Annotated in this window: 16 protein-coding genes and 2 pseudogenes; 10 read left to right on the top strand and 8 right to left on the bottom strand. The window is 70.7% G+C overall.

Annotated features, from left to right (window positions below; translation table 11 throughout):
• Positions 1-6 precede the first annotated feature (6 nt).
• The 4 genes and pseudogenes from ACIBNA_RS42185 to ACIBNA_RS42170 all read left to right on the top strand — a co-directional run.
• Positions 7-897, top strand: coding sequence for an MBL fold metallo-hydrolase (locus ACIBNA_RS42185; protein WP_399170641.1), 891 nt, complete (start codon positions 7-9; stop codon positions 895-897).
• A 156-nt stretch (positions 898-1053) separates the two neighbouring features.
• Positions 1054-2394 carry a hemolysin family protein gene (locus tag ACIBNA_RS42180; protein ID WP_399170639.1) on the top strand — a complete coding sequence of 447 codons (1341 nt, stop codon included), beginning with the start codon at positions 1054-1056 and terminating at the stop codon, positions 2392-2394.
• A complete protein-coding gene (locus tag ACIBNA_RS42175; protein WP_399170637.1) occupies positions 2391-3404 on the top strand; it encodes a hemolysin family protein in 1014 nt (337 codons plus the stop codon). Before ACIBNA_RS42180 ends, ACIBNA_RS42175 begins: the two co-directional genes overlap by 4 nt.
• A 72-nt stretch (positions 3405-3476) precedes the next feature.
• Positions 3477-4238 (top strand): annotated as a pseudogene (locus ACIBNA_RS42170) (SGNH/GDSL hydrolase family protein); the annotation flags it as partial.
• Positions 4239-4682: 444 nt separating this feature from the next.
• Here the strand turns inward: ACIBNA_RS42170 and ACIBNA_RS42165 are convergent.
• The 4 genes and pseudogenes from ACIBNA_RS42165 to ACIBNA_RS42150 form a co-directional block, all read right to left on the bottom strand.
• Positions 4683-5363 carry a haloacid dehalogenase type II gene (locus ACIBNA_RS42165; protein ID WP_399170636.1) on the bottom strand — a complete coding sequence of 227 codons (681 nt, stop codon included), beginning with the start codon at positions 5361-5363 and terminating at the stop codon, positions 4683-4685.
• 53 nt (positions 5364-5416) lie between these two features.
• A complete protein-coding gene (locus ACIBNA_RS42160; protein ID WP_399170635.1) occupies positions 5417-6496 on the bottom strand; it encodes a phosphotransferase in 1080 nt (359 codons plus the stop codon).
• A 23-nt stretch (positions 6497-6519) separates the two neighbouring features.
• Complete coding sequence (locus ACIBNA_RS42155) at positions 6520-7869, bottom strand: aspartate aminotransferase family protein (protein ID WP_399170634.1); 1350 nt, start codon at positions 7867-7869, stop codon at positions 6520-6522.
• Positions 7870-7990: 121 nt separating this feature from the next.
• A pseudogene (locus ACIBNA_RS42150) lies at positions 7991-8118 on the bottom strand (cation transporter); the annotation flags it as partial.
• 63 nt (positions 8119-8181) lie between these two features.
• Between ACIBNA_RS42150 and ACIBNA_RS42145 the strand changes: the two are divergent.
• The 3 genes from ACIBNA_RS42145 (at position 8182) to mug (ending at position 12066) form a co-directional block, all read left to right on the top strand.
• Positions 8182-9348 (top strand): ROK family protein, encoded by a 1167-nt coding sequence (locus tag ACIBNA_RS42145; protein WP_399170633.1) that lies wholly within the window; start codon positions 8182-8184, stop codon positions 9346-9348.
• 716 nt (positions 9349-10064) lie between these two features.
• A complete protein-coding gene (purB, locus tag ACIBNA_RS42140) occupies positions 10065-11507 on the top strand; it encodes an adenylosuccinate lyase (RefSeq protein ID WP_399170632.1) in 1443 nt (480 codons plus the stop codon).
• A gap of 13 nt (positions 11508-11520) precedes the next feature.
• Positions 11521-12066: a G/U mismatch-specific DNA glycosylase gene (gene mug, locus ACIBNA_RS42135; protein WP_399170630.1), complete on the top strand. Its 546-nt coding sequence runs from the start codon at positions 11521-11523 to the stop codon at positions 12064-12066.
• A 4-nt stretch (positions 12067-12070) separates the two neighbouring features.
• Here the strand turns inward: mug and ACIBNA_RS42130 are convergent, their stop codons facing one another.
• From ACIBNA_RS42130 to ACIBNA_RS42120, 3 genes are all read right to left on the bottom strand, one after another.
• Positions 12071-12502, bottom strand: coding sequence for a hypothetical protein (locus ACIBNA_RS42130; RefSeq protein WP_399170628.1), 432 nt, complete (start codon positions 12500-12502; stop codon positions 12071-12073).
• Between the two features lie 66 nt (positions 12503-12568).
• Positions 12569-13294 carry an ABC transporter permease gene (locus tag ACIBNA_RS42125; protein WP_399170627.1) on the bottom strand — a complete coding sequence of 242 codons (726 nt, stop codon included), beginning with the start codon at positions 13292-13294 and terminating at the stop codon, positions 12569-12571.
• Between the two features lie 2 nt (positions 13295-13296).
• Positions 13297-14217 carry an ABC transporter ATP-binding protein gene (locus ACIBNA_RS42120; RefSeq protein ID WP_399170626.1) on the bottom strand — a complete coding sequence of 307 codons (921 nt, stop codon included), beginning with the start codon at positions 14215-14217 and terminating at the stop codon, positions 13297-13299.
• A 108-nt stretch (positions 14218-14325) separates the two neighbouring features.
• Between ACIBNA_RS42120 and ACIBNA_RS42115 the strand changes: the two genes are divergently transcribed.
• The 3 genes from ACIBNA_RS42115 (at position 14326) to ACIBNA_RS42105 (ending at position 17403) form a co-directional block, all read left to right on the top strand.
• Complete coding sequence (locus ACIBNA_RS42115; RefSeq protein ID WP_399170625.1) at positions 14326-15495, top strand: sensor histidine kinase; 1170 nt, start codon at positions 14326-14328, stop codon at positions 15493-15495.
• Positions 15496-15509: 14 nt separating this feature from the next.
• Positions 15510-16172 carry a response regulator gene (locus tag ACIBNA_RS42110; RefSeq protein WP_399170624.1) on the top strand — a complete coding sequence of 221 codons (663 nt, stop codon included), beginning with the start codon at positions 15510-15512 and terminating at the stop codon, positions 16170-16172.
• Positions 16173-16260: 88 nt separating this feature from the next.
• Positions 16261-17403, top strand: a complete 1143-nt coding sequence (locus tag ACIBNA_RS42105; RefSeq protein ID WP_399170622.1) for an ROK family transcriptional regulator — start codon at positions 16261-16263, stop codon at positions 17401-17403.
• Positions 17404-17522: 119 nt separating this feature from the next.
• Here the strand turns inward: ACIBNA_RS42105 and ACIBNA_RS42100 are convergent, their stop codons facing one another.
• Positions 17523-18284 carry a GntR family transcriptional regulator gene (locus ACIBNA_RS42100; protein WP_399170621.1) on the bottom strand — a complete coding sequence of 254 codons (762 nt, stop codon included), beginning with the start codon at positions 18282-18284 and terminating at the stop codon, positions 17523-17525.
• Positions 18285-18547: the final 263 nt, after the last annotated feature.

The following is an 18547-nucleotide window of genomic DNA, read 5'->3' as shown; positions in this document are numbered from 1 at the left end:
GGACCATTGACCACGCCCGCTTCCTGGACCGTGGGCGGCATCACCGTCCACCGCGTCGACGAGATCCCCCTGCCACCCGCCACCGGCCCCTGGCTGCTGCCCGGCGCCACCCCGCAGGTCGTCACGGAGCAGCAGTGGCTGCGCCCCCACTTCGCTGACGACGAGGGCGTCCTGCGCATCGACAGCCACAGCTTCGCGTTCACCGTCGGCGGGCTGCGCGTCCTGGTGGACACCGGCATCGGCAACGGCAAGGAGCGGGCCAACCCCGCCTGGCACCACCTCGACACCGACTACCTTCAGCGCCTCAGCGCCGCCGGATTCCCCCCGGACTCTGTCGACTTGGTGATCCTCACCCACCTGCACGCCGACCACGTCGGCTGGAACACCCGGGAAGTGAACGGCGAGTGGGTGCCCACCTTCCCGAACGCCCGCCACCTCACCTCCCGCACCGAGCGGGAGTTCTGGTCCGGGTACGACATGGACGAGGCCCGCCGGCAGATGTTCCGCGACTCCGTGATCCCGGTGGAGGAAGCGGGACTGCTCGACCTCCTCGACGTCCCCGCCGAGGGCCTCGAAGTCGTCCCGGGCCTGCGTCTGATCCCGACTCCCGGGCACACCCCCGGCCATATCGCCGTCGAACTGACCAGCCACGGACGCACGGCACTGATCACCGGCGACTGCGTCCACCACCCCGTCCAGCTCGCCCACCCCGGCATCGGCGCCTGTGTCGACATCGACCCCGGACGGTCACAGGCTTCGCGCCGCGAGCTGCTCGGCGCGCTCGCCGGCACGGACACCCTCCTCCTGGGCACCCACTTCCCACCGCCCACCGCCGGCCACGTCGTCCCACACGAGGGCGCCTACCGGCTCTCCCCGGTCCCCGCCGACTCCTCCTGAGCACCCCGACCGCAGGACTTTGCCCATCCTTTACCCTTGGATGGCCACTCGGTTCTGCATGAAAGGTTGTGAGCGTCCGCCCATGGGCGAGCCTCCCAGTACGCGACACCGCGCGTTCCGCCCCGTCCTGGAGAACCATGGAACAGGGGTGAACCGATGACCGAAGTGCTCCTCCTCCTGACGGCGATCCTGCTCTCGATCACCTGCGGCGCCTTCGTGGCGGCCGAGTTCTCCCTCACCACGGTCGAGCGTGCCGAGCTGGAGCAGGCGGTGGCGCGCGGCGACCGGGGCGCGCAGGGCGCACTGAAGGCCGTACGGAACCTGACGTTCCAGCTCTCCGGGGCGCAGCTCGGCATCACGGTCACGAACCTGGTCGTCGGCATGCTCGCCGAGCCGTCGATCGCCGCGCTGATCGCCGGGCCACTGGAGGACATCGGCATCTCACGGTCGGCGTCGCACAGCCTGGCGCTGGTGCTGGGCACGGCTTTGTCGACGGTGTTCCTGATGGTCGTGGGCGAACTGGTGCCCAAGAACTGGGCGATCTCGTCGCCTCTGACGGTCGCCAAGACCGTGGGCAACGCCCAGCGCTGGTTCAGCGCCGCGTTCCGGCCCTTCATCAGGCACCTCAACAACACGGCGAACCGTGTCGTGCGCCGGATCGGTGTGGAGCCCGCCGAGGAGCTGGCGTCGGCGCGCGGTCCGCAGGAGCTGGCGGCGCTCGCCCGGCACTCCGCCAGGGAAGGCGTCCTGGAGGCCGACACCGCCGAGCTGTTCGTGCGGACGCTCAACCTCGCCGACCTGACCGCGGAGAACGTGATGACTCCCCGGGTGCAGGTCGTCGCCCTGGACGTGCAGGCGACCCTGGAGGACGTGGCGAACGCGACCCGGGCGACCGGCCTGTCCCGGTTCCCCGTCTACCGCGGCACCCTCGACTCGGTCGTCGGAACGGCGCACGTCAAGGACGTGCTGGCGGTACCGGTGGAGCGCCGGACCCGGATCTTCGTCTCCGAGCTGATGCGCGAGCCGCTGCTGGTCCCGGAGACGCTCACCGTCGACCGGCTCCTGGACCGGCTCGCAGGCAAGCGCACGATGGCCGTCGTGATCGACGAGTACGGCGGCACGGCGGGCGTGGCCACCCTGGAGGACATCGTTGAGGAGGTCGTCGGCGAGGTGCGCGACGAGCACGACCCGCACGAGCTGCCCGACCTCGCGCCGGCCGGCACGGACGAGGCCGGCCACGCCCTGTACTCGGCCGACGGCTCCGCGCGCGTGGACCACCTCGAACGCGTCGGGCTGCGCGCCCCGGAAGGGCCGTACGAGACGCTCGCCGGGCTGGTGGCGACGGTGCTCGGCCGGATACCGGCCGTCGGTGACACTGTGGAGGTCGCCGGCTGGCGGATGGAGGTCCTGGACGCCACGGGCCGCCGGGCCGCCCGCGTCCGGCTGCACGCGCCCCTCGACGACGAGAAGCCCGACGAGAAGGGAGCGGAGCTGTGACCGCCGTCCAGCTGCTGATCGGTCTGGCGACGCTCGTCGTCAACGCCTTCTTCGTCGGCGCCGAGTTCGCGCTGATCTCGGTGCGCCGCAGCCAGATCGAACCCTACGCCGACCGGGGCGACCGGCGCGCCAAGAGCGTGCTGTGGGGCCTGGAGCACGTGTCCGCGCTGATGGCGGCCGCACAGCTCGGCATCACGCTGTGCACGCTGGTGCTGGGTGTGGTGGCCGAGCCGGCGATCGCGCACCTGCTGGAGCCGGTGTTCCACGCGGTGGGCGTGCCCGAGGGCGCGGGGCACGCGGTGTCCTTCGTAATCGCGCTGGCCCTGGCCACGTATCTGCACATGCTGCTCGGCGAGATGGTGCCGAAGAACATCGCGCTCGCCGAGCCGGTGCGCAGCGCGCTGACGCTCGGCCCGCCCCTGGTGACGCTGTCCCGGGCGCTGCGCCCGGTGATCTTCACGGTGAACGCGTTCGCCAACGCGCTGCTGAAGCTGCTGCGCGTCGAGGCCCGGGAGGAGGTCGCCGCCTCCTACTCGGACGCCGAGATAGCGCAGATCGTGAAGGACTCCAGCGAGGCCGGGCTCATCGACGACCGCGCCCAGGAGCGGCTGCACGACGCGCTGGAACTGGGCCGCCGTCCGGTGCGCGACGTGGTGCTGCCGTTGGAACGCGTGGTCTACGCGCGCGTGGGCGTCACTCCGGACGAGCTGGAGCGGCTGTCGGCGGAGTCCGGGTTCTCCCGCTTCCCGGTGGTGGACGAGGGTCGGCGGATCGTCGGCTACCTGCACGTGAAGGACGCGCTGGACGCCGTCGGGCGCGATGTGCCGTTCCGGTTGCGGGACATGCGGCCCATCGCGCGCGTGCGGGAGCACACACCGCTGGACGACGTCCTCACGGCGATGCGGGGCAGCCGTACGCACCTCGCGGCCGTCCTCGGGGCGGACGGCCGGCTGGCCGGCCTCGTGACCATGGAGGACGTACTGCGGGAGCTGTTCGGCCAGCGGGCGTGAGGGCCCGGCTCCCGGTGCTCCCGATGGGTGACCGACTGCTGGGTATGTGTACGGGATACTATTTCCGTCTCCATGCACACGAACCCCACCTACAGCAGCCTCGTCGCGGTCGGCGACTCCTTCACCGAGGGCATGTCGGACCTGTTGCCCGACGGCACCTACCGGGGCTGGGCCGATCTCCTCGCCGCGCGGATGGCGGCCCGCACGCCCGGCTTCCGCTACGCCAACCTCGCGGTGCGCGGCAAGCTGATCCGGCAGATCGTCGACGAGCAGGTGGACGTGGCGGCTGCCATGGAGGCCGACGTCGTCACCCTGGTCGGCGGGCTCAACGACACGCTGCGGCCGAAGTGCGACATGGGCCGCGTGCGCGGGCTCCTGGAGGAGGCCGTGGAGCGGCTGGCCCCGTCGTGCAAGCAGCTCGTGCTGATGCGCAGCCCGGGCCGCCGGGGTCCTGTCCTGGAGCGGTTCCGGCCGCGCATGGAGGAACTGTTCGCCTGCGTCGACGAGCTCGCCGCACGGCACGGCGCGATCGTCGTCGACCTGTACGGCGCCCCCTCGCTCGCCGACCCGCGGATGTGGGACGTGGACCGGCTGCACCTGACGGGCGAGGGTCACCGCAGGGCCGCGGAGGCGGTGTGGCAGGCGCTCGGCTACAAGCCCGAGGACACCGAGTGGCGCACCCCGATGCCGACGACACTGCCGCCCGGCTGGGTCATGCGCCGCACGGCGGACCTGCGGTTCGCCCGGCAGCACCTGCTGCCCTGGATCGGCCGCCGCCTGACGGGCAGCTCCTCGGGCGACGGCATTACGCCGCTGTCAGTCCCCTACTGGGGTGATCCGGTGTGCGCCGAGCACTGCCGTGAGATCGGCTGCTACTGGACCTGGGACGACCTCTGGCCGGACGGCCCGCCCGCTGTGGCCCCGCACACCCACAGGGTGGCAGAACTCTCGGAGCCGTGCGTCGTGTGTGCCACGCCGGCCCCCTAGGGTCTGTCGTTTGGATCAGGTCGCAGGGAAGCGACGGCATCTCTTCAGCGCCGGTGAGCGGGGTCTGGTGCGTGCAGCTGCAAGGCGGAGGAGGGCGGCGATGCGATGGGAGCACCGCCCGCGCGAGCGAAGCCGAGCGTGGGGGAATCGGCAACCGACGACAACGCCGCAGATGCGCGTGCCAGACCCCGCGTCTGCGACGTGATCCAAACGACAGGCCCTAGGTGAAACGTACACAAAGCGTGGGAGAAACCTGGGGGTTTGCCGTGCGGGACTGGTGTTGCCATCGGGTCAGATGCCGAGCATGGTGTTGAGGTCGTCCAGGGACTTCACCGTCACGTAGTCGTAGCCGTGGGTCACCGGGTCGTAGCCGCGGTCCAGCAGGACCAGGTTGCGGAAGCCCATGTCGTGCATCGACTGGTGGTCGTAACGGGTGTGCGAGGCGACGTGTACGAAGTCCTCGGGGGACGCGTCGAGCTGGTCGAGCATGTACTCGAACGCGGCGTAGCGGGGCTTGTAGTAGCCGGCCTGCTCCGCGGTGAAGACCGCGTGGAAGTCCGCCCCGAGCTTCGGCACGCTCTCCTCCAGGAAGGAGTCGTCGGCGTTGGACAGGATGACCAGCTTGTAGTTCTCGCCCATCTTCTTCAGCGGCTCCACCACGTCCGGGTGGGGCCCCCAGCTGCGGACGCCGTCGGCGAACCGCTTGCCCGCGTCCGGCGCCGCCTTCACACCCCACTTGCGGCAGACCCGCTCGAAGGAGTCCTGCAGCACCTGCTCGTAGGGGTAGTACTGGCCGCGGACCTGGTCGTAGCGGTAGCCGCGGAACTCCCGGACGAACTGGTCCCACTGCTCGGCGGGGACCTGGTCGCCGACGAGCTCACGCGTGATCGGGGTGATCGGGTATTCGATCAACGTGCCGTAGCAGTCGAACGAGACGTATTTCGGCCGGAACTGCAACGAGGGAATGGCCATGAGGATGCTCCTATCTTTTTCTGTGGAAACCGCACATGTTCGGGACTGGCTTTTCAGGAATGCCCGTGACGGGCTTCCCTGAGGTGCGCGACGACGTCGTCCGGGCTCACGGTCAAGGAACGCTCGATATTGATCCAGTCGTCCTTGGCGTGATCGAGGAGGTACTCGCGCCGTTCGGGTGCGCGCTCCGCGCGCCAGTTCGTGATCAGCGCACGCAGTGTGAGTCGTGCCAACGCGGCAACCGGGAGCAGCGGCAGTTCCGAGGCCTGGATCGGCCGCTCCCGTTGGTAGCCGGCGGCGAAGGCGCAGGCGTCCCGCCAGGGATGATCCGGCGTCCTGCCGAGCAGGTTCGCCATGGGAACGGCGGGATCGAAGATCACCGCGCTGCGCACAGTGTCGCCGAAGTCGATAACACCGGTGACGAAGTGATCGCTCTTTGGATCCACCACGATGTTGTAAGGGCTGAAGTCACCGTGGATCACCTGCGTTTCGAGATCACTCAGCTTCGGGACGACGTTTTCACCGAAGAGCCGGAAGACCGACCGGGCCAACTGGCGGTGCTCGGGGCTCGGCGTGTGCTCGACCAGTTCGGTCAGCTGGTGGAAATGCCGGATGTCCCATGCCAGACCTCGTCGGTCCGCCGGGTGCGTGAACGGCCTGAGCGCCACGTCGATCAGCCCCAGCATCTCGCCGGCCTTGGCGAGCCGCTCCGCGTCCGGGTTCGCATCGGCCAGGACCTGGCCTTCGACGAAGTCGAACACCCGCAGGAACCGAGCCCTGCCGTCGTTCAGTCTGATCGTGACATTGTCGTTTCCGCCGGCGGTCAGCTTCACCCGCTGGACGGGCAAGTGCGGAGCGGTGGTTTCGAGGTAGCGCATCGCGGCGGTCTGGAGGGCGACAACCGCCTCCGCCTCGTCAGGTGGTGAGACCTTCACGAGGTAGCTGCTCGAGTCGGTGCTGAGCCTGAACGTGTCGTCCTTCTCGGTCGCCAGTCGCTCCAAGCACCCGTTGAGGCGGAAGTGCTCCTCAAGGAAAATGCTCACCAGCATCGCGCCGATGGGTTCGTGGGACGATGTCAGGCCGCTCTCCTCGAGGAGCCGATGCGCATAGTTCGCAGCCGGTGAGGTGTTCACGGTCAGTCCCTTCGGCCGGCCTGTCACAGACGGTTTTTCGCGACCTCGGCGAAGGTCTCCAGGAATCGGGTCACATCGGCGGAGTCGAAGGCCAGCGGGGGACGGATCTTCAGTGTGTTCGCGGACGTGCCCGTGCCGCTGATCAGGATGCGGCGATCGCGCATGTCGTTGATGACGTCTTCGGCAAGTGCGCGGTCGGGCTCGAGGGTCTCTCGGTCCTTGACGATCTCCACGCCGACGTAGAGACCGGCGCCGCGGACTTCGGCGACATAGGGGGAATTCTTGGCGATCTCCCGCAGCCCCGCACGCAGGGCGTTGCCGTTCTCCAGGACGCGCTGCTGCACGTTCTCCTTCTCGAAGACGTCCAGCACCGCGGCGCCGGCGGCCACGGGGACGGAGCTGCCGCCGAAGGTGTTGAAGTAGCGGACGTTGCGTCCGAACTCCTCGCTGACCTCGGGGCGGAAGACCACACCCGAGATCGGCAGGCCGTTGCCCATCGGCTTGCCCAGGGTGACGATGTCCGGCAGCACACCGTGGCGGCTGAAACCCCACATCGAGTCCCCGAGCCGGGCGAATCCCGACTGGACCTCGTCCGCGATGTAGACACCGCCGGCCGCGTGCACCTCCTCCACGACGGCCCGCATGTAGCCGGGGGGGTCGGTGAAGATGCCGTCGCTGCTGTGGGCGCAGTCGGTGATCAGGGCCGCGAGCCGGTAGCCGTGGCGCTCGAGGTCGTCGATGGCGCCGCGCAACTGCTGGCGCATGTGCTCGTCGAGCGTGGATCCCGGCGCGACGAGGCGCGGGTCAGGAGCGTCGATGAGCCGGACGTTCGACCCCAGCGGCGAGCCCGCGCCGAGGGTCGGTGAGAAGCTCGCCACCTCCCGGGTGATGCCGTGGTAGGCCCAGCGGGTGACGATGATGCCCTCGCCGCCCGTGTGGAACCGCGCCACCCGCACCGCCAGGTCGTTCGCCTCCGACCCGCTGCACGCGATGCTCAGCTTGGACAGCTCCTCGGGGAACGTCGAAAGAAGCCGCTCCGCGTAATCGACCAGGGCTTCCTGGACGTAGCGCGTGTTGGTGTTGACCACCGCCATCTGGCGGGCGACGGCCTCGGCCACGTGGGGGTGGGCGTGACCGACGCAGGGGACGTTGTTGTAGGCGTCGAGGTAGTCGTTGCCGTCACGGTCGATCAGGTGGGCGCCGTGACCGGAGACGAACTCGACCGGCTCCCTGTAGATCAGTGTGTAACCAGGACCCAGCACCTTGTTCCGGCGGTGGATGGTGTTTTGGAGGTGCTCGGGGAGTTCGCTCAGCACCCCGGGGTCGAACCGGTTGGGGTAGTGAGCGATTGCCCGACTCAGCGTTGAAGTCATCGGCAGGCACACCTTCAGTCTTGTTCCGGGGTTGCTCGCTGCGTTGGCCGGAAACATACCATCATTAATTCCAGTTCCAACCTGAAACTAGAAACTTTTTTTCGCGAGCTCCGCGAGGGGCGGGGATCGAGCGTTCGGCCTCACCGCTGCCGGTCAGGGCGCGGCCGGCGTCGATGGTGACGTAGGCGGCCAGGCGAAGAAGGAGACCGCGATGATCCGCAGGGGCTGCTCGCGGGCTTCGCCGACGGCAGGGCGGTACCGCCCAAACCGGTCCCTGCCCGATCTGCGTACGGGGCTCGCTATGGTCGTCACGTGACCAACCCGACCTCACGCGACTACAACAAGGCATCAGTCCTCGACGTGGTCCTCTCCCACGCGCCCTTGACGCGGAACAAGCTCATCGAGCTGACGGGCCTGAGCAAGGCCACGGTGTCCAGAGCGGTGGAGGAGCTCCGTGCCGACGGCTTCGTCGTCGACGGCGGGGTCGACGAGATCACCGGCCGCGGCCGCCGGTCCACCTATCTGGACCTGCCCGGCACGACCGGCCACGTCGCCGGTGTCAGCTTCGGCGCCCAGACCACCGGTGTGCTGGTGACCGACCTGAGGGGTCGTGAGATCCAGCACGTGACGGTTTCCACCGCCGATCACCAGGAGGTCCAGGACGCCGCGCGATGGCTGGTCGACCTGATCGCGCAGGCCGCCCAATCCGCGCAGGGGCCTCTGCGTCAGATCGTCGCCGCAGTGCCCGGCCGGGTCCGGGGCGGCACGGAGATCTTCGGCCCCGCGGAGTCGATGAAAATCTTCGCGGGCTCAGGCCTCCAGCAAGCTATCGAAGCTCTGGTCGACGCCCCTGTGCTGCTCGACAGCGATGCCAACGCGTCCCTGCTCGGGATCCTCACCGACGACGCCACCATCAGGAACGCCGCCCTCTTCAGCGTCAGCACCATACTGAACTTCGCCAGCTGCACGGATCACGAGCTCGCCCGGGGAAGTACACCCACCTTCGGCGACATCGGTGTGCTCTCCTCCGGAGTCGGCGACGAGAACCTCGACGAGCTGCTGAGCACCCGAGGTCTCCTCCGGTTCGCTCGCGAGCGGGGGCTCGACCTGGAGCGCATCGAGGATCTCTGGCTGCAACCGCACACCGAGGCTCCGCACGCCGAGGTGCTGCAGGCGTTCACCACGGCGATCGTGACCGCTGTCAGTGTCGTCGCGGTGACGCTGGACCCGGAGTCGGTCTACTTCGTGGGCCGGCTGCGTCCGCTCGTCGACATCGTCCTTCCCCAGGTGCGCGAGCGGCTCGACCAGAGCCTTCCGGCGGTGCCGGAGATCAGGACGGGTCCGCATCAGATCGGCCTGTCGACGGCACAAGGAGCGGTCTACGCGTGCCTGACGATTGCTCAGGAACGACTGCGAGACGCCGTGCTCGGCGCACGGCAGCAGAACCGGCTCACGGAGCAGTCCGCACCGGCCTTCTGAGCAAGCCGGAGAGCGTGCGGGAGCGCGCAAGGCCGTTCATCCCAGACGGCCCGCAACGCGGTTCGGATCCTGCATACGAACACCTCGCGATGGCCCGGGGGACCTCCGTCCGGGCCTGCCGCCGATCGACGGCCGGACCATCACGGCCCCTCTTCCAGACATCGCCGCCACAGGGCAGTCCTTCATCGACTTCGCAATCGATGAGCTACCCGACGCCGTACATGCCGCCGGCGAGAAGCCGGCGCGGACATCGCCGCGTACCGATATCGCCTCGGCCGCGCCCGCCGACGCGCCGCCCGGACGCGCTGCTTCTCGCAGGTCTTGATCAGGGCGTCCCACTGGCCCACATCGCGGGAGCCACAGGAAGACTCCCACAAGATCAAGACCTGGGCTGCGAAGCGGCCGGTGCGAAGACCCGATACGAGCCGCGTGAAGTCGTCGCGTTCCCTCGTCTTGCAGCGGCCGGCGGAAGGGGCGGCGTCCTCACACCATGGGTACGCTGCCGGGCGACGGCCCGCCGCCGAAGCGGCCCGAGCTGCTGCAGACATGCGAGCACCGGTCCAGGAGGAGCTGTGCCGCACGGCGCTGGCCTGCTGGTGTGCGCCTCAGCCGTGCCACGCGCACGTGCCTGCGGACCTCGTCGAGCACCTCTCGTAGGTTCCCACGAAGGCACCCGCGGCGCTGGCCTGCACGAATCGCCAGTAGAATCCGTCCACGTGACTTCCGCTCCCGCCAAGCCCCGCATCCCGAACGTCCTCGCCGGACGGTACGCCTCCGCCGAGCTCGCCACGCTCTGGTCGCCCGAGCAGAAGGTGAGGCTGGAGCGGCAGCTCTGGCTCGCCGTGCTGCGCGCACAGAAGGACCTCGGGATCGAGGTGCCGGACGCGTCGCTCGCGGACTACGAGCGTGTGCTCGACACCGTCGACCTGGCCTCCATCGCCGAGCGCGAGAAGGTCACGCGGCACGACGTGAAGGCGCGGATCGAGGAGTTCAACGACCTCGCCGGGCACGAGCACGTGCACAAGGGCATGACCTCCCGCGACCTCACCGAGAACGTCGAGCAGCTGCAGATCCGGCTCTCGCTGGAGCTGATGCGCGACCGCACGGTGGCGGTCCTGGCCCGCCTGGGCAAGCTGGCCGGCGAGTACGGCGAGCTGGTCATGGCCGGCCGTTCGCACAACGTGGCCGCGCAGGCCACCACCCTCGGCAAGCGCTTCGCGACCGCCACCGACGAGCTGCTCGTCGCCTACGGCCGGATCGAGGAGCTGCTGGGCCGCTACCCGCTGCGCGGCATCAAGGGCCCGGTCGGCACCGCGCAGGACATGCTGGACCTGCTGGGCGGGGACGGTGCGAAGCTCGCCGAGCTGGAGCAGCGGATCGCCACGCACCTGGGCTTCTCCCAGGCGTTCACGTCGGTCGGCCAGGTCTACCCGCGCTCACTGGACTACGAGGTCGTCACGGCGCTGGTGCAGCTGGCGGCCGCGCCGTCGTCGCTGGCGAAGACGATCCGGCTGATGGCCGGGCACGAGCTGGTCACCGAGGGCTTCAAGCCGGGCCAGGTCGGCTCCTCGGCGATGCCGCACAAGATGAACACCCGCTCCTGCGAGCGCGTCAACGGCCTGATGGTGATCCTGCGCGGCTACGCCTCGATGACCGGCGAGCTCGCGGGCGACCAGTGGAACGAGGGCGACGTGTCCTGCTCGGTGGTGCGCCGGGTCGCACTGCCGGACGCGTTCTTCGCGCTGGACGGTCTGCTGGAGACGTTCCTGACGGTGCTCGACGAGTTCGGCGCGTTCCCGGCGGTCGTGGCCCGTGAGCTGGACCGCTACCTGCCGTTCCTCGCCACCACCAAGGTGCTGATGGGCGCCGTGCGCGCCGGCGTGGGCCGCGAGCTCGCGCACGAGGCGATCAAGGAGAACGCCGTCGCCTCCGCGCTCGCGATGCGCGAGCAGGGCGCCGAGCGCAACGAGCTGCTCGACAAGCTGGCCGCCGACACGCGCATTCCGCTCGACCGCGCCGAGCTGGACGCGCTGATGGCCGACAAGCTGTCCTTCACGGGTGCCGCCGGCGACCAGGTCGCCGCCGTGGTCGCCCGGGTCGAGGAGATCGTGAAGCAGCACCCCCAGGCCGCGGGCTACACGCCCGGCGCGATCCTCTGACGCGCCGCACACGATGCCCCGTTTCACACCCGAGGAGCTGGAGGCCGCCCGCGACCGCATCGTGCCGGACGTGGTCGCGGACGGTCTGCGGGTGCTGTTCTGCGGCATAAATCCCGGTCTGATGACGGCCGCGACGGGCCATCACTTCGCCCGCCCGGGCAACCGCTTCTGGCCCGTGCTGCACCGCTCCGGGTTCACGCCGCGGCTGCTGGCGCCGTCCGAGCAGCAGGAGCTGCTGTCGTACGGGCTCGGGATCACCAATGTCGTGGCGCGGCCGACCGCTCGGGCCGACGAGCTGAGCGCCGAGGAGTACCGGGAGGGCGGGCGCCTGCTCGCGCTGAAGGTGGGGCGGCTGCGGCCCCGCTGGCTGGCCGTGGTCGGAGTGACCGCGTACCGCGCCGCGTTCGACGACCGGAAGGCCCGGGTCGGCCCGCAGTCGCGGGTGATCGGGGACACGCGGGTGTGGGTGCTGCCCAATCCGAGCGGGCTGAACGCCCACTGGACGGCCGAGACGATGGCCGAGGAGTTCGCGCGGCTGCGGGAAGCCGCCGGGAGCTGATCTCCTACGGCGGGTCCGTCTCCGTGACCAGCGCCAGCAGTTGGATGCCGCGCGACGTGTCGCGGTCGGTGACCGCCACGGCCACCCAGCGGCCGGTGCCCTCCACCTCCCACAGGTACGCGACGCTCGCGCGCTCGCTCAACTCGGCCCACGGCCGGGGGATCTCCTCCTGCTCGGTGCGCAGCAGGACGGTCTGCAGGTTGTAAGGGAGCGTGTCGCCCCAGCGTGAGGCGAGGAGTTCGTAGACGGCGCCCCGGTCCTTCTCGTACTGGTCGATCGTCACCGCCCGGAGCGCCGGGTCGTCGTCGCCCGCGGCATCTAACACCGCGGTGTGATGACCGGGTCCGGAAACGCCGACGTCCGACGGGCCGTGCTCCGCCGGAAAGGGGCGGTAGCACAGCTCGTCGATGAGGGCGATGTGCTGTGCGATGTTCATGGGTCCAGTAAACCCGCCGCCACTGACACTTGGCGGGGCGTCAACCCGGTTCCGGCCGTTCTCCGGTCAGGCGTCCCGGCGGCGCAGGCTCCACGCTCCCGCCAGCAGGGCGGCCGCCGCCCAGAGCGCGGTCACCGCGAGCCCCGACCACGGCCCGAGAGTGCCGTCGTAGGTCTCCCGCAGGATCAGCTGTCCCGCTTTGTCGGGCAGGAAGTCGGCGACGGTGCCCGTCGCGTCGCCGATCACGAACGACACGACGAGGATGAACGGGATCAGCAGGGACAGCGTCGCCACGCCGCTGCGCAGCAGGGCGGCGAGTCCGGCGGCGAACAGGGCCATCAGCATGAGGTAGACCCCGCAGCCCACGACGCCGCGCACCTGCTCGCCGGTGCCGAGCCCGTCGGCTGCCGGGCCGAGCCCCGCCCGTGCCACGAGGAGGGCGGCGAGGGCGGTCACCAGTCCCACCAGCAGGGCGGGTACGGCGATGACGGCCGCCTTGGCCGCGAACCACCGGCCGCGCCGCGGAACCGCGGCCAGCGAGACCCGGAGCGCGCCCGACTGGAACTCCGACGACACGGCCATGGCCCCGAAGGAGACGGCCGCGATCTGCCCCGGCACGACACCGGACAGAGCCGTGAACAGGGGGTCGAATCCGGGGGCCGACGTCTCGGAGACACCGGCGATCGCGGAGAACGCCGTGGTCGCGGCGAACAGGGCCAGGAGCGCTCCCGGGAGCGAGCGCAGCGTACGGATCTTCAGCCACTCGGAGCGGAGGACGGGGGTGAGTTCCATGGTCAGGCCTCCTGGGGCTGGGTGGTGAACTCGGCTTCGGCCGACGTGAGGTCGAAATAGGCCTGTTCCAACGTGCCCTCCTCGGCGGCGAGCTCGAGGACCGGCGCACCCGCGGCGGAGGCGATGCGGCCGACGTCGTCCACGCGTGCGTGGTGCACGGTCCAATGACCGTCCGTGTGTTCCACGGCGTCGTGGCCGTGCCGGGCGAGGGCGCTGCGGAGGGCGGCGGGGTCGGATGTGCGGATGCGGACGCTGGGCTGCACGCGTTCGTGAATGAAGTCCCGCATCGGGGTGTCGGCCAGCAGTCGGCCCCGGCCGAGGACGACAAGGTGGTCCGCGAAGGACGCGGTCTCGTTCATCAGGTGGCTGGAGACCAGGACCGTGCGGCCCTCCCCGGCGAGCCGGCGCAGCAACTGCCGGATCCACACGATGCCTTCGGGGTCGAGACCGTTGGACGGCTCGTCCAGCATGACCACCTCGGGATCGCCCAGCAGGGCGGCGGCGATGCCCAGGCGCTGGCGCATGCCCAGGGAGTACGTCCGCACACGGCGCCGGGCCACCGACGCCAGGCCGGTTTCCTCCAGTACCTCGTCGACCCGCCGGTCCGGGATGCGGTTGCTGCTCGCCAGGACGCGGAGATGGTCGCGGGCGGTGCGGGAGCCGTGCGCGGCCTGCGCGTCGAGCAGGGCGCCCACCTGGCGCAGGGGTTCGCGCAGCGTCGGGTAGGCGCGGCCGCCGAGGGTGGCGGAGCCGGCGGTCGGCCGGTCGAGGCCGAGCACCAGCCGCATGGTGGTGGACTTCCCGGAGCCGTTGGGGCCGAGGAAGCCGGTGACACGGCCGGGCAGGACGCGGAAGGTGAGGCCGTCCACGGCCCGTTTGGTGCCGTACTCCTTGGTGAGGTCCTGGACTTCGATGCTGGTCATGGCAGCAGCGTGGCCGCTCGTCCGGGGTGCGGGCCTCCCCCGGCGGTGGAGATCGTCTCCCCCATGCGGGGGAGGTTCGTTGTCAGTGGCGGCTGGGACGATGGCGCAATGGTCCGCATGCTGCGCCCGCTCACACGGGCTGTGACGTACAAGCGGTGGCTGCACATCGTGGTGGCCTTCGTGTGGCCGTCGCTGTGGCTGTTCGTTCAGGAGGCGTGGTGGACCCAGGTCACGGCCGCGGTGCTGCTCGGATTCGCGGGCCTCGTACCGATCACGCGGGTCGTGGAGGGGTTCCAGGCCAGGCTGCTGCTGACCGGCCATCGGCAGGATGGTGAGGGCACGGAGATCGCGACCACTCCGTCGGCCACCTGGGCCGATCGCGGCCGGACGGTGGTGTGGCTGGAGGCGCGGCTGGTCCTCGGCTGGATCGTGGCTCACCTCTCCGTCCAGTTGCCTTTCCTCGCGGTCGACTTGCTGACGACGGGGTTGGGTCACGGGCCGGCCGCCGACGGATTCGTGAACGTCGAGGAGCACCACTGGTGGCACGCCCTGATCGCACCCGTGCCGCTCCTGCTGTTGGCTGTGGCCGTGGTGTGGTCGGGCCACCTCGTCACCGCGCTGGCCGTGAGGCTCCTCGGCCCGTCACCCGCGGAGCGGCTCGCGGCCATGGAGGAGCGCACCGAACAGCTCCTGGAACGCACGCGCATCGCCCGCGAGTTGCACGACTCCATCGGCCACGCGCTCACGGTCGCCGTCGTACAGGCCGGGGCCGCTCGGGCGGCCGGTGATGCCGCGTTCACCGACCGGGCGCTGGGCGCCATCGAGGAGACCGGCCGGGCCGCCCTGGAGGATCTGGAGCGTGTGCTCGGTGTCCTGCGCGAGTCGGAGAAACCCGTGAGCAGCCGGCCGACCCTCGCGGACGCCGACCGCCTGCTGGAGTCCGCGCGCGCCTCCGGGGCGAAGGTCGACGCCGAGGTGACCGGCCCCGTGGACACGATGCCCGGGCCGGTGTCCCGGGAGGGCTACCGGATCCTCCAGGAGGCGCTGACCAATGTGCTGCGGCACGCCGGGGCCGTACCCGTACGGGTCCGTGTGCACGTCACCGGCGACACCCTCGTCCTCGCGATACGCAACCCGCTGGCGGAGCCGATACCCGGCCCCGGGCGGGGCAGTGGCCTGCGCGGCATACGCGAGCGCGCCGCCCTGCTCGGCGGGCTGGCCCGGACCGGCCCCGACGAGGGCGACTGGCAGGTCCATGTCGAACTGCCGTTGAGTTGATCTACGCTGGTCCGATGCCGGTCACCGTTCTCCTCGTCGACGACGAACCCCTCGTGCGCGCGGGGCTGCGGGCCGTGCTGGAGGCCCAGCCCGACATCGAGGTGGTCGGGGAGGCCGCGGATGGGGCGTCGGTGATCCCGCTCGTGCGGCAGCTGCGGCCCGACGTGGTCGCCATGGACGTACGGATGCCGCTGCTCGACGGGATCGAGGCCACCCGGGCGCTGCTGCGGACTGTCGACGAACCGCCGAGGATCCTGGTGGTGACGACGTTCGAGAACGACGAGTACGTGTACGAGGCGCTGCGGGCGGGCGCCGACGGGTTCCTGCTGAAGCGGGCCCGGCCGGCCGAGATCGTGCACGCGGTGCGGCTGATCGCCGAGGGCGAGTCGCTGCTGTTCCCGGCCTCGGTACGACAGCTGGCCGCCGAGTACGGCGAGGGCAACGGGAACCGGGCCGCGCGGGCGGTGATGGAGCGGGCCCAGCTGACCGAGCGGGAGGGCGAGGTGCTGCGGCTGATGGCGCGGGGCCTGTCGAACGCCGAGATCGCCGCCCGGCTGGTGGTGGGCACCGAGACGGTGAAGTCGCATGTCAGCGCCGTACTGGCGAAGCTGGGAGCAAGGGACCGCACGCAGGCGGTGATCGCGGCGTACGAGTCCGGGTTCGTGGCGCCGGGGTGATCGACGGGGCCGGGCGCCCGCCCCTCGCCGGGCCCCGCCGCGCCGAGTACGATCCGGCCCACACGCGCACGAGCTGGGAGGACGGACGGTGGGGCGGCTGACCGGCGGGGACCCCTCGCTGCTGCGAAGGATCAACTCCGCGGTGGTGCTGCACGCGCTGCGTGCCACGGACTGCGCGACGCTGACCGAGATCACCCGGGTGACAGGGCTGTCCCGGCCGACCGTCGAGGGCGTCGTCGAAGGGCTCATCGAGGCCGGTCTGGTCGTCGAGAAGGCGGCCGAGGAGGGCGCCGCCCGGCGGCAGGGGCGGCCGGCGCGGCGCTTCCGGTTCCGGGCGGAGGCCGGGCACCTGCTGGGGCTGGAGATCGGCACGCACCGGGTGGCCGCGCTGCTGGCCGACCTGGACGGCCGGGTGATCGGCTCCCAGGCCAAGGACGTGCCCGAGACGGCGGGCGCCGACGAGCGGCTGGAACGGCTGCGCGGAGCGGTCGCCGAGCTGCTGCGCCGGGCCGGTGTCGCACGCGGCTCGCTACGGGCCGTGGGCGTGGCCACGCCCGGGATCGTCGAGGCGGACGGCACGGTACGGCTGGGCACCGCGCTGCCCGGGTGGACGGGGCTGCGGCTGGGCGAGCGGCTGAGCCGGTCGTTCAAGTGCCCGGTCCTGGTCGAGAACGACGCCAACGCGGCGGCCGTCGCCGAGCACTGGAAGGGCGCGGCCACCGAGTCGGACGACGTGGTGTTCGTGCTGGCGGGGCTCAGCCCGGGCGCCGGTTCGCTGATCGGGGGGCGGCTGCACCGGGGGTACGGCGGGGCGGCCGGCGAGATCGGCGCGCTGCATCTCCTCGGCAGGGACGTGACGCCGGAGACGCTCCTGTCCACCACGGACGAGCCCCTTCACCCCCTTGACGAACAAGCCGTGGCCGAGGTCTTCGCGCGGGCCCGCGAGGGCGACCAGCGGGCCCGGGCGGCCGTCGACCGCTTCCTCCAGCGCCTGGTCCACGACGTGGCGGCCCTGGTCCTCGCCCTCGATCCGGAACTGGTCGTCATCGGCGGCTGGGCGGCGGGCCTGGACGGCGTCCTGGACCCCCTCCGCCACGAACTGGCCCGCTACTGCCTGCGCCCCCCGCAGGTGACCTTGTCCCGCCTGGGAGACGCGGCAGTGGCGACAGGTGCCCTGCGGCTGGCCCTGGACCATGTGGAGGAACAACTGTTCACGGTGGAACGCCGCTGAACGGCAACGCCCTGCCTGGGGCGCGAGGCTGAGCCGATACGCGGCTCCGCCGCGTGGGCGCGACCAGCCACAACACACCCGCAGCCCCGCCACTCACCGCAGTCCCCGGAACGCGACGGTCAGGAAGCCCGCCGCTGCGGCCCGGCGTGGATCTCCACCCCACCCGAGTCACCGAAGGTCAACCGACACGTGTCAGCGCGATACGTCGCCACCGAAAGCGCACCCGTACGCCCCCCGGCGACGAACCGTGTCGTCACCACCAGCACGGGCGCCCCGGGCAGCCGGTCGAGCTCCCTCGCATCGTCGGCCCCGGCGGAGCCGAGCTCCACCGCGTTCTCCTGCCGCTCCAGCTCCAGCCGCTGGAGCTCGCGCAGCACCGCACGCGCGCGTGCCGCTCCGGACGGCGCGTCGATGCCGGAGAGCTCGGGCACCGAGGACTGCGGGATGTACAACAGCTCGGCGGCGACGGGCCGGCCGTGCGAGACCCGGGAGCGCCGCACGACGTGCACGGACTCCTCCGGACCGGTCTCCAGCGCCTCGGCGACCGCCGCGGGCGGCACCGCCGCCGTGCAGTCGACGGGCTGCCAGGCGTCCTCGGGTCCGCCCGGCCAGGTGTGCGGGCCGGTGTCGAGGGAGACGCCCATGCGGGGCGGCGCGACGGTCGTACCGACACCGCGGCGGCGCTGGAGCCTGCCCTCCAGTTCGAGCTGCTCCAGGGCCTGGCGGAGCGTGGCGCGGGCGACGCCGAAGCGGGCCGCGAGGTCGCGCTCGTTGGGCAGGATCTCCCCCACGGAGAACTCCGAGTCGAGCGCTTGACTGAGCACGGTCTTGAGATGCCAGTACTTCGGTTCCGGCACCGATTCCAGCTGCGTGGTCCCCACCCTGTCCTCCGCAATCGCCGTGGTCGGCGGTGTTTTAGCGCCCTTGTTTTTTAAAGGTTGTTTCACTTCTCTGCGACCATAGGGCGGCCCTGATCCTTGGTCAAGACCAATGGCCGGGAACGTTCACGGGGCGTTCATGTGAGGCCGCGGCGGGGCTCCTGCGGCCGCCGTCTAGACCCGGATTTCGCACGTGCCTCGATCGGTTGGAACGAGGCACGTGCGGTGTCTGGTTGTCGGTGTGGTCGTTGATGTGATGTGTCGAT

This window comes from Streptomyces sp. NPDC050164 (genome assembly GCF_044459945.1).
Lineage (GTDB): Bacteria > Actinomycetota > Actinomycetes > Streptomycetales > Streptomycetaceae > Streptomyces > Streptomyces coeruleorubidus_A.
The sequence above is the reverse complement of the archived record's forward strand: the minus strand, read 5'-3'. Positions and strand labels throughout refer to the sequence as shown.

What these genes read in the sequence shown, in the direction of transcription:
- ACIBNA_RS42180 (WP_399170639.1), top strand. Translation starts at nt 1,054, where the DNA reads ATGACCGAAGTGCTCCTCCTCCTGACGGCGATCCTGCTCTCGATCACC.
- ACIBNA_RS42165 (WP_399170636.1), bottom strand. Translation starts at nt 5,363, where the DNA reads ATGGCCATTCCCTCGTTGCAGTTCCGGCCGAAATACGTCTCGTTCGAC.
- ACIBNA_RS42155 (WP_399170634.1), bottom strand. Translation starts at nt 7,869, where the DNA reads ATGACTTCAACGCTGAGTCGGGCAATCGCTCACTACCCCAACCGGTTC.
- mug (WP_399170630.1), top strand. Translation starts at nt 11,521, where the DNA reads ATGCCCCGTTTCACACCCGAGGAGCTGGAGGCCGCCCGCGACCGCATC.
- ACIBNA_RS42130 (WP_399170628.1), bottom strand. Translation starts at nt 12,502, where the DNA reads ATGAACATCGCACAGCACATCGCCCTCATCGACGAGCTGTGCTACCGC.
- ACIBNA_RS42125 (WP_399170627.1), bottom strand. Translation starts at nt 13,294, where the DNA reads ATGGAACTCACCCCCGTCCTCCGCTCCGAGTGGCTGAAGATCCGTACG.
- ACIBNA_RS42120 (WP_399170626.1), bottom strand. Translation starts at nt 14,217, where the DNA reads ATGACCAGCATCGAAGTCCAGGACCTCACCAAGGAGTACGGCACCAAA.
- ACIBNA_RS42115 (WP_399170625.1), top strand. Translation starts at nt 14,326, where the DNA reads ATGGTCCGCATGCTGCGCCCGCTCACACGGGCTGTGACGTACAAGCGG.
- ACIBNA_RS42110 (WP_399170624.1), top strand. Translation starts at nt 15,510, where the DNA reads ATGCCGGTCACCGTTCTCCTCGTCGACGACGAACCCCTCGTGCGCGCG.